General features: G+C 41.9%; 8 protein-coding genes. 7 read left to right on the top strand and 1 reads right to left on the bottom strand.

Features of this window, described 5'->3' with window-relative positions:
* On the bottom strand, positions 1-990 hold a 990-nt coding region (locus tag NTV63_02195; GenBank protein MCX6709745.1), incomplete at its 3' end, for an AAA family ATPase.
* A gap of 251 nt (positions 991-1,241) precedes the next feature.
* On the opposite strand from NTV63_02195, the gene NTV63_02190 reads away from it, so the two are divergent.
* The 7 genes from NTV63_02190 to NTV63_02160 all read left to right on the top strand — a co-directional run.
* On the top strand, positions 1,242-1,628 hold the full coding sequence (locus NTV63_02190) for a hypothetical protein (protein ID MCX6709744.1): 387 nt from the start codon (positions 1,242-1,244) through the stop codon (positions 1,626-1,628).
* Positions 1,629-1,682: 54 nt separating this feature from the next.
* Positions 1,683-1,847, top strand: coding sequence for a hypothetical protein (locus tag NTV63_02185; GenBank protein ID MCX6709743.1), 165 nt, complete (start codon positions 1,683-1,685; stop codon positions 1,845-1,847).
* 111 nt (positions 1,848-1,958) lie between these two features.
* Positions 1,959-2,423, top strand: a complete 465-nt coding sequence (locus tag NTV63_02180; protein MCX6709742.1) for a hypothetical protein — start codon at positions 1,959-1,961, stop codon at positions 2,421-2,423.
* An 11-nt stretch (positions 2,424-2,434) separates the two neighbouring features.
* Positions 2,435-5,221, top strand: coding sequence for a DNRLRE domain-containing protein (locus tag NTV63_02175; protein MCX6709741.1), 2,787 nt, complete (start codon positions 2,435-2,437; stop codon positions 5,219-5,221).
* A 98-nt stretch (positions 5,222-5,319) separates the two neighbouring features.
* Positions 5,320-6,582, top strand: coding sequence for a nucleotidyltransferase domain-containing protein (locus NTV63_02170; GenBank protein MCX6709740.1), 1,263 nt, complete (start codon positions 5,320-5,322; stop codon positions 6,580-6,582).
* Positions 6,583-6,794: 212 nt separating this feature from the next.
* Positions 6,795-6,989 carry a hypothetical protein gene (locus tag NTV63_02165; protein MCX6709739.1) on the top strand — a complete coding sequence of 65 codons (195 nt, stop codon included), beginning with the start codon at positions 6,795-6,797 and terminating at the stop codon, positions 6,987-6,989.
* 23 nt (positions 6,990-7,012) lie between these two features.
* The coding region (locus NTV63_02160) for an Ig-like domain-containing protein (protein ID MCX6709738.1) at positions 7,013-9,726 on the top strand (2,714 nt) is incomplete at its 3' end.

Below are 9,726 nucleotides of genomic sequence, written 5' to 3'. Positions count from 1 at the left end.
AAGGGATAATATCCTCTCTTCTATCTTTGCGATTTCCTTTTTGTGATTATCAATCTTAGTTGAATTGGTTGCAAGAGTTACCTTAAGCCCCTCAACTTCCTTGTTGACAGAAAGCTCATCCTTCTCCCCCTTTTCCTCGATTTCCCTTGTTATTTTTTCAACAAGCTTTTTCCTTTCATCAATTTCAGATTTTATCCCGACAACCTGCTTTTTGAATTCTTCTATTTCTCCGTTCATCTCAGCAGTTCTTTTTTCAATTCTTTCAATGTCCTTCTGCTTCTTTTTAATCTGGAAATCAAAGTATGTTGCCTTGTTCTGGTCAATCTTGTCCTTCATCTCCTTGTATTTTAGCGCCTGGTCCCTGTCATTTTTCAGCTCCTTCAGGTTGGCTTCCCTCTCTGCAAGGACTATTTCCGCCTCTCTCAGGCGCTCCTCAACCCTTCCAAGCTCAGACATGGCTTTCTCTTTCTTGTCCTCATAAACAGAAATCCCCGCAATCTCCTCAACAACCTGCCTCCTTTCAGAAGAGCTCATCTCTATCAGATGGTCAACATCGCCCTGAAGAACTATATTATACCCGTCCGGGTCAATTCTTGCTGAGGAAAGAAGCTCTATCAGCTGCTGGAGGGTTGCCCTTCCGTCGTTTATCCTGTAAACGCTCTGCCCGTTCTGCTTTGCAATTCTTGTAATCTTAATCTCTTTTTCCGGAAGGGGAAATGTTTTGTCGGCATTGTCAAAGAATATTGAAACCTCTGCCTTGCTTGACGGATTCTTGATTTTTCCGCCATTATAGATGAGGTTTGCGGTTTTCTCAGCCCTCAGGCTCTTTGTGGAGCGCCTCCCAAGAACAAAGCACAGCGCATCAAGAACATTGGACTTGCCTGAGCCATTTGGACCAACTACAACATTGAATTTATCATCAAAAAGAAGCTCTGTCCTCTTTGCAAATGACTTGAACCCTTCCATAACAAGCTTGTTTATCCTTGTCATATCAGCACTCTTTCATTTAATTAAGCGAAATTTTCCTGAATTAACTGCCTTATTTCCTTTTGTATTTAATAATTTTCAGTTTTTCTGAATCTGCACTGATATTTATAGGTTTTGGTATGGGAAAAGCAGTAAAAATTACCTGCTGGAGACAACAGCCATTAATGCTTTAAGCAAGTTTTATATATCTCCAGCCCTTAAAAATATCATATATACACATTGCGCAATATTAAATAAAAAAAATGAGGTGTAAAATGGCTTCTAAGAAGAGTTCTAAAAAGAAAGTTCAAAGCAAGCACATTAAATGCTGCCTTGGGAACAAGGCAAAATTAATCGTTCTTATTGCCCTTATTGCAGTTGCAGCGTTTATTTTTCTCTGGATGATTAATGAAATAACCGGGTGGGCAGTTACAACATGCACAGATTCTGACAACGGAAGGAATTATCTGGTTATGGGAACAACAAAATCCGGAAAATCAGTATTCACAGACTACTGCTCGGGAAACACCCTTTATGAGGGATACTGCTCAAGGAACAAGATTGCAAGGATAACATACACCTGCGGAGCAGGATACCAGTGCCTTAGCGGGGCATGCCAAATCCCGCCAACAGCGACACCTGCGCCATCACCTGCAGCATGAACTGACTCAGACAGAGGGCAGGAACTTTACAATAAAGGAACAGCAGCAGATGCCTTGCACAGCTATACTGATTCCTGCGGAACAGGAAATTTGATAGGTGTGCTCTATGAAGGATACTGCTACAATAATATCGCATACCAGATGACATTCAACTGCCAGTATGGGTGCAGTAACAGAGAATGCATTTGCCCGGCAGGACAGGTATGCGTTACTCCTTAAGAAAAATCAATTTTTTATTTTTTTATTGAATTTTATTAATGGCAAATTCAAAAAATTCTTCATTAGTCTTTATGAAAATATTTATATATTAGTATACTCTTTAATTCATAGATGTCAAGCAAGCGCGCAGAGATGCAGTCCCAGATATTCATATATATAACAACAGCACTGATAATCGGATTAACAATTCTTTTCGGCTATAAGGCAATAAGCACCATGCGGGAAGGGGGAAGCAAGGCTGAAGTTCTCCAATTCAAGAAAGCAATTGCAAATGAGATAAACTCTCTTTCATACGGGGAGAGCAAGGAATACCTTGTGCAGGTTCCGAGCGGATATGAAGCGTGCTTTGTTAATTTACTTGACATTGACTCCCCTGACATTGACACGAGCAGTTTTCTGCAGGAGAGCGCAGGGACCACTGGAAAAAACATCTTTCTTGTGACAATTGAAACTGGTGTTGCAGAGCCGATAGCAACAACAAAAGAGATTCTTGCTGAATCAACATTCTGCATGAAATCACCTGGAAGAATCATAATTGAGAATATGGGAAAAGAAATTATTGTTACTAAAAAATGAGGTGGACTGATATGAATTCAATAAAATCAAGAAAGGCAGCAGCGATAGAGGGAACTCTTCTCATTGCACTTGTTTTTCTCCTGGGATTTTTCACATTTGCAGACAGCTACAACAAGGAATCAATAACAGGTGCAGCTGTTTCAGAACTTCAAACAGCAGAACTCTCCCCGAAAAAGGACACTTTTGTATACGAACTCCAGCCCACTCTCTCAAAAGACGGCAGGCTTGACCTGCATATCGGAAACTACAAGGGAAAAATAAGGAGCATGATGTTCTTTGACACAAGAGCATATTCAGGAAAGGAAATCACAAAAATTGAGCTGAAGGTATATTCTTACAAGACAATACCGCAGGAAAGTAGCAGCGAAAAAATTATTGTAAACGCCCATTACATAACAACCCAATGGACAAGCGCAGTATGGAAAAACCAGCCAACTTCAGAGGCAGTTGTTATAGCGAGCGCAGAAGTTGGTGCTCCTGGATGGTATACATTTGACTTAACATCATCAGCATCAAAGATAACCTCAGGAAAATATTACGGGATAAAGCTGATTGCAGATGATGAATCCTCTGAGATAGACAAGATTTTTTACTCTTCTGAAAAATCGCAGTATTCCCCCAAGCTCCTGATTGAGTATTCAGGAAACGCAGGAGAAGAGACAGGCACTAAAGGCACAATAATAAGAAATGGCTCCTGCGGATGGTGCGGAGGGGTATGCCAGATTGTTTCATCAGCAACAAAATGCGCGGATGTGATGCCCAAACCGGGCTATGAATGCAAAACAGTCAATAACGAATGCAAGGCAGTTCTCTTAGCAACACCAACCCCTACGCCAACGCCATCTCAAACGCCATGCACCAAAATGTGCGGAGGCAGTTACAAACACTGCGCTTTTAACGGCAATACCTGCGCTATCTTCTACATCGGCGAAGGCATGGTTCCCTGCTCCACAAACTGCACCCTCCCTCCGAATGAATGCAATGTAGACGCTGACTGCATAAGCAAACCAGCAGTTGAAGTTTTGAATTTAACAGAGAATGCGAATAACATAGAGAATTCAGAAATCCTCCTAAAAGTCAATTCTAAAAATGACACTTTGAAATACGGCGAATCAAAGCAGATTGACATTTATTCCGCCACATTCAACGCTTTCAATTATTACTATGATACAACAATAGACCTAGGAAAGAATAAAACAATAATCCTTGATCAGTACAGTGCCGCTGTTGAAATTTCAGTAATAGGAATAAACAATGATGGTTCTGCCGCTACAATAAAAATAAACGGAGAATTAAAAGCGGTTAAACCATATTCAAAATACATTATGGGGGGAGTCACTGTTTACATCGCAGAAATTTATTATTATGTTGCGCCGATAAACACCGGGGCAGTTAGATTCTTCCTGCTCAGCAGCGAAAAAGGAACTGACTATTCCCAAAAGCCGATAATATTTGTAACACTGAATAAAACCAGTTATGGCTGCACATTCAGGAGCACTGATTTTGAAGGAAACGAAAGGGAATTCTACAACTGCTACACAAATTACGAAACAGAAACAACAACACCGACTCCAACGCCATCTCAAAAGCCATGCACATCTGAGGGCGGAATCGTAAATAGCGCCGGATGCTGTTCAGGGCTTACTAAGATTTATGCGCTTACCACAACAGCGGGATGCGATACTTTGATTGCGGGAAATCCCGGCTACTGCACCAAGTGCGGAGACGGAATATGCAAGAGCCCCGAAAATAAGTGCTCATGCCCGTCTGATTGCTCATTAACTACGCCAACATGCACAGATTCAGACAGCGGCAGAAATTATGGTATACAAGGGTCAGTGACTTTAGGTTCGAACACTTATACAGATAACTGTATTGTTGCGAAAACCGCTTCTTGTCCGCCACCTCCTGCTCCCTGTCCCGCTATTCCTGACAAATATTATGTTGTAGAGTATTATTGTGAGAACAATATAGTTAAGAACGAGACACACGAATGCGGAACAGGAACCACCTGCCAAAATGGAGCATGCAAAACTGTAACAACACCAACGCCAACACCTTCTCAAACGCCATGCACCAAAATGTGCGGAGGCAGCTACAAACACTGCGCTTTTAACGGCAATACCTGCGCTATTTTCTACATAGGCGAAGGCATGGTTCCCTGCTCCACAAACTGCACCCTTCCGCCAAATGAATGCAATGTGGACGCTGACTGCGTAACAACTTGCCAAACCGGAGAGAGAAAATGCATAAACACCAACACTGCAGCAGAATGCATCAACAGCCAATGGCAGATGACACAATGTGAAATAGGACCATGCCAAAACGGAGTGTGCCGAAACATTCCCCAAAACTGCGGCGACGGAAAATGCGCGGCACCGCTAGAAACTTCCGAAAACTGCCCGGTTGACTGCATAGAACCAACTCCAATCAGGACATGCGCAAGTTCGGCAGATACCAACTGCATCCCACCAAAACCAACTGCAACGCCGATTAGGAAATGCATTCAGGGAACTGTCATTGGATACTCTTCAGAAACTGATGCTTGCTGCTGGGGAGAAGGAATAATCAAGATTCCTGTTTCAGGCGCACAATCAGGTCCGCACTGCTACACAACAGATTCAGGAGAATTGTCCTGCGTTGCAGAGCCCCCTGAATTCTACTGCACAATCTGCGGGGACAAAATGTGCAGGTATCCTGAAACCGCTCTTAACTGCCCGGTTGACTGCGCTCAGATGAGCACGTTTGGAGAGATTGGATACAATATAGACAGATTTTTCCAGACAGTGACTGCTTAGAAAATTTAATGTTTTATTTTTTTATTTTATCTTCTTTTTCTCTTAAAAAAAACTAAATATTGGCAACCTTTTTATAATACTCATCTTTTCTTTTGGATATGAATGAAAGGGAATGCAAAAAAATTCTCGGAGAAGTGCTTGAAGAGGTAAAGCCAGATGAATCTGTCCTCAAAAGGTGCAATTCAGTAATTGCCCTGATAAACAAAGAGATAAAGAGCAGGAAAATAAGGGCGAAGGCAACTCTCGGAGGCTCAATTGCAAAGGGAACCTTCCTCCGCGACGACTATGACTGCGATGTTTTTGTGAGGTTTGGCTTAAAGTTATACAAGGACAAGGATATTTCAGCACATCTTATGAAGATTCTCCAAAAATTCAATCCAAAAACCCTTAACGGCTCAAGGGATTATTATCAGTTTGAAAAAGATGGAATAAAGTTTGAGGTTGTTCCTGTTCTTGACATAAGGAATTCAGGCGAGGCAAGAAATGTGATGGATGTAAGCCCCCTGCATGTTGCATGGATACGAAGAAGAATTGACAGGAAACCAAAGCTTGCAGATGAAGTGCGCCTGGCAAGGGCTTTCTGCAAGGCAAATGGCGTTTATGGGGCAGAGTCATTCATCAATGGATTCTCAGGGCACGTGATTGACATACTCACAATACATTATGGAGGATTCATTAATCTTCTCTCATCTGCATCAAAATGGAAAAGCAATGAGAAAAATGTGATTGACCCAGAAAACCACCACAGAGGAAAGGCGCTTTTCAACCTCAACACCTCAAAGACAGAAGGTCCGTTAGTGCTTGTTGACCCAGTCCAGAAGGACAGGAACGCATCAGCATCGCTTTCATATGAAAAATTTGAAATATTCAAAAAAGCAGCAGGAGAATTTCTAAAAAATCCGAAGAAAAAATTCTTTGAAGCAACGAGTGTTGAGCATAATGAAAAGGGATGGACTAATGCAGATGTAATCCCATTAAGCGGAAAAGAGGATGTCATCGGCTGCAAGATTCTTAAGGCATTCATTTATATTGAAAAAAAACTCTCTTTGAATGGCTTTGTTGTTGAAAAGAAGAACTGGGAATGGGACAAGGGAAAAAAGGCAGTATTCTTCTACAAGATAAGCGCAGATTCATTAAAAAAAGCGCTTGCTTCAGGAACAGTAATAACCGGCGGCCCTCCGATTGAGATGAAAGCGAATACAGAAGCATTCAAAAAGAAATATAAGAAAACTTTCATAAGGGAAAAACGCATTTTTGCAGAAGTGAAGCGGAAATTCAGGAATCCAAAGCAGCTTTTTGAAAGCCTGAAAAATGACAAGTATCTCAACGGGCAGATAAAACAGTTTAAATTAATAAATTAAAATATTCCCTTTTCTAGATTAGCTTTTAAAAAAGGTTTAATTGCCTCAAAAAAGAGTTTTGTTCTAAAATCTATTAAAAATGGCTTAAAATAGTGGGAAAAAAGAAATATTTATATACTAATATCATATTTGTATATATTAATACATTAAAATACGTAAAAGTATGTATTTTAGGCAGCAGAAGAAAAAACATCTGAAAGAAGGCAATAACTGTGAAAAAAAGAATCACCATAACCTTGGATGATGCGATTCTCGAAGAATTCAAAAGGTTCTGCACCCATAATGGGATGAAGATTTCTACTAAAATTGAACGGCTTATTGCAGATGCTGTAAACAAAGCTGATTCTTCTGAAAGAGAAAGCAAAAAATCAGAGAAAAAAGAGCAGGAAAACCTGGAGGATGTATAATTCAGCAAATCACTTTTGATAAAATGAGATTAAAAGACAGAAGCGGAGAGGGAAGGAGAATAACTGGAATACTTCTTGCTCTTGCAATGCTCTTCTTTTTGCTTTATGGAGTAAATCCTTTTGCAGAGGACATGCAATATTTTGGATTCCGCGCATGGGCTTATTCAGTAACATGCACCTTAACCGGAATATCTGAAGGCACATCTTATTCTTATGTCACGGGGGCAAGCGTTTATTACAATAATGCAAGCACAGGAGATTTCATAGTCAGCATAAGCGCATCAACAACAGGAGGAACAAACGCATCAATAAGCAATGTAACATTCCCAGTAACAGTAAGCGCAGGAGGAAACGACAGCTTAACTCCATACAACTGGACATATGACTGGGATAATCTGGATAAAACTGATTATGCATCTGCAACAGCAACATGCTACAACAACTGGAGCGACAGCAGCACCGCAGCATTCAATGTGTACTGGGACAATGCAAATCCATCGGGAGGAAGTGTAAGCTACAACAGCACTTACACATCCGCATCCACAGAAAGAATCAATGTGAGCGAGGGAACTGACTCTGGCTCCGGACTATCAACTGCACAACTATACCGGCAGTCAGCAACACTATCCGCAGGAGCATGCGGAGCATACGGAACATTCACAGCAATAGGAACAAGCACAACAGGAAAAACAACAGTAGATGATACAACGCTCGTTTCAGGAAACTGCTACAAATACGCATACAACGTAACAGACAACGTAGGAAACACAGCAAGCTACACATCAACAAATGAAATAAAAGTGGACAGCGTTGCACCAACATGCAGCGTCAGCGCAGTAGCAGAAAACTCAACATACGGCTACGTCTCAGGAACCACACTATACTACAGCAGCACAGGAACAGGCGGATACAACATAAGCATCACAGCAACAGACACAACAAGCGGAGTGAAAAATGTAACATTCCCAACAACCACAAGCACAGGAGGAGCAGACACAACAAACCCATACACGTGGACATATGACTGGGACACAGGAGACACATACTCTTCAAGCTCAACAGTATACATATATGACAATGCGCAAAACTCTGGAGTATGCTCCTACACAGTAACAAGAGACATAACTGCACCAGCAGGCGGAAGCGTAAGCTACAACAACACATACACTTCTCAATCAACAGAAAGGATTAATGTAAGTGAGGGAACTGATTCGGGCTCTGGGCTTGCAACTGCCCAGCTTTACAGGCAGTCAGCAACACTTAGCGCGGGCTCATGCGGGGCATACGGAGCATTCACAACAATAGGAAGCAGCGCAACAGGAAAAACAACTGTGGATGATGCAACGCTTGTGTCAGGAAACTGCTACAAATATGTTTACAATGCAACAGACAACGTAGGAAACACAGCAAGCTACACCTCAGCAAATGAGATAAAAGTGGACAGCGTTGCACCAACATGCAGCGTCAGCGCAATTGCAGAAAACTCAACATACGGCTATGTATCCGGAACCACACTATACTACAACAGCGCAGGAACCGGCGGATATAATGTAAGCGTCACAACAACAGAAACAGCAAGCGGAGTGAAAAATGTTACATTCCCGGTAACCACCAGCGCAGGAGGAGCAGACACAACAAGCGCATACTCCTGGACATATGACTGGGACACAGGAGACTCTTACTCCTCAAGCTCAACAGTATATGTATATGACAATGCGCAAAACTCTGGAGTATGCTCCTACACAGTAACAAGAGACATAACAGACCCATCTGGCGGAAGCGTAAGCTACAATAACACAAATACAAGTCAAACCACTCACAGAATTAATGTTAGCGAGGGAACAGACAGCGCAGGGCTATTAACTGCCCAGCTCTACCGGCAGTCAGCAACACTCACAGATACAACATGCGGAGCATATGGAATATGGAGCGCAATAGGAAGCAGCGCAACAGGAAAAACATATGTGGATGATGCAACACTCGCGTCAGGAAACTGCTACAAATACGCATACAATGCAACAGACAACGTCCAAAACACAGCAAGCTACACATCAGCAAATGAAATAAAAGTTGATTCAAGCACACCAACAATAACATTTGCCTACCCAACTGACTCCAACAATTCAAACATAAGCAGGGCATTCACTTACATCAACATCACAGGAAGCGAAACACTCATCTCAGCAAACCTGCAATGGAACGGGACAAACCAAAGCATGAGCGGCTCAGGAACAGTATGGTATGTAAACAAAACAGGGCTTTCTGACGGAACATACACATACAAAGTATTTGCAAACGACTCAACAAACAACATAGGCACATCAGGAATAAGGACAATAACAATAGACACAACAGCACCAACATGCAGCATCAGTGTAGTAACTGAAAACTCAACATACGGGTATGTCTCAGGAATTACATTGTATTACAGCAATAAATCAACTGGCGCCTACAATGTTAGCGTCACAGCAACAGACACAACAAGCGGAGTGAAAAATGTAACATTCCCAGCAACAACAAGCACAGGAGGAACAGACACAACAAACCCATACACGTGGACATACGACTGGGACAACGCAGACACATACTCACAGAACACAACAATACAAACATACGACAATACCCAAAACAACATAACATGCGAATTCACAATAACAAGAGACATAACAGACCCGTCTGGCGGAAGCGTAAGCTACAACAACACAAATACAAGTCAAACCACCCACAGAATCAACGT

The sequence above is a fragment of the Candidatus Woesearchaeota archaeon genome (genome assembly GCA_026394965.1).
Classification (GTDB): Archaea; Nanobdellota; Nanobdellia; order Woesearchaeales; family 0-14-0-80-44-23; genus JAPLZQ01.
The sequence above is the reverse complement of the archived record's forward strand: the minus strand, read 5'-3'. Positions and strand labels throughout refer to the sequence as shown.

Coding starts and splice junctions, on each gene's coding strand:
- NTV63_02180 (MCX6709742.1), top strand. CDS start 1,959: ATGTCAAGCAAGCGCGCAGAGATGCAGTCCCAGATATTCATATATATA.
- NTV63_02190 (MCX6709744.1), top strand. CDS start 1,242: ATGGCTTCTAAGAAGAGTTCTAAAAAGAAAGTTCAAAGCAAGCACATT.
- NTV63_02170 (MCX6709740.1), top strand. CDS start 5,320: ATGAATGAAAGGGAATGCAAAAAAATTCTCGGAGAAGTGCTTGAAGAG.
- NTV63_02175 (MCX6709741.1), top strand. CDS start 2,435: ATGAATTCAATAAAATCAAGAAAGGCAGCAGCGATAGAGGGAACTCTT.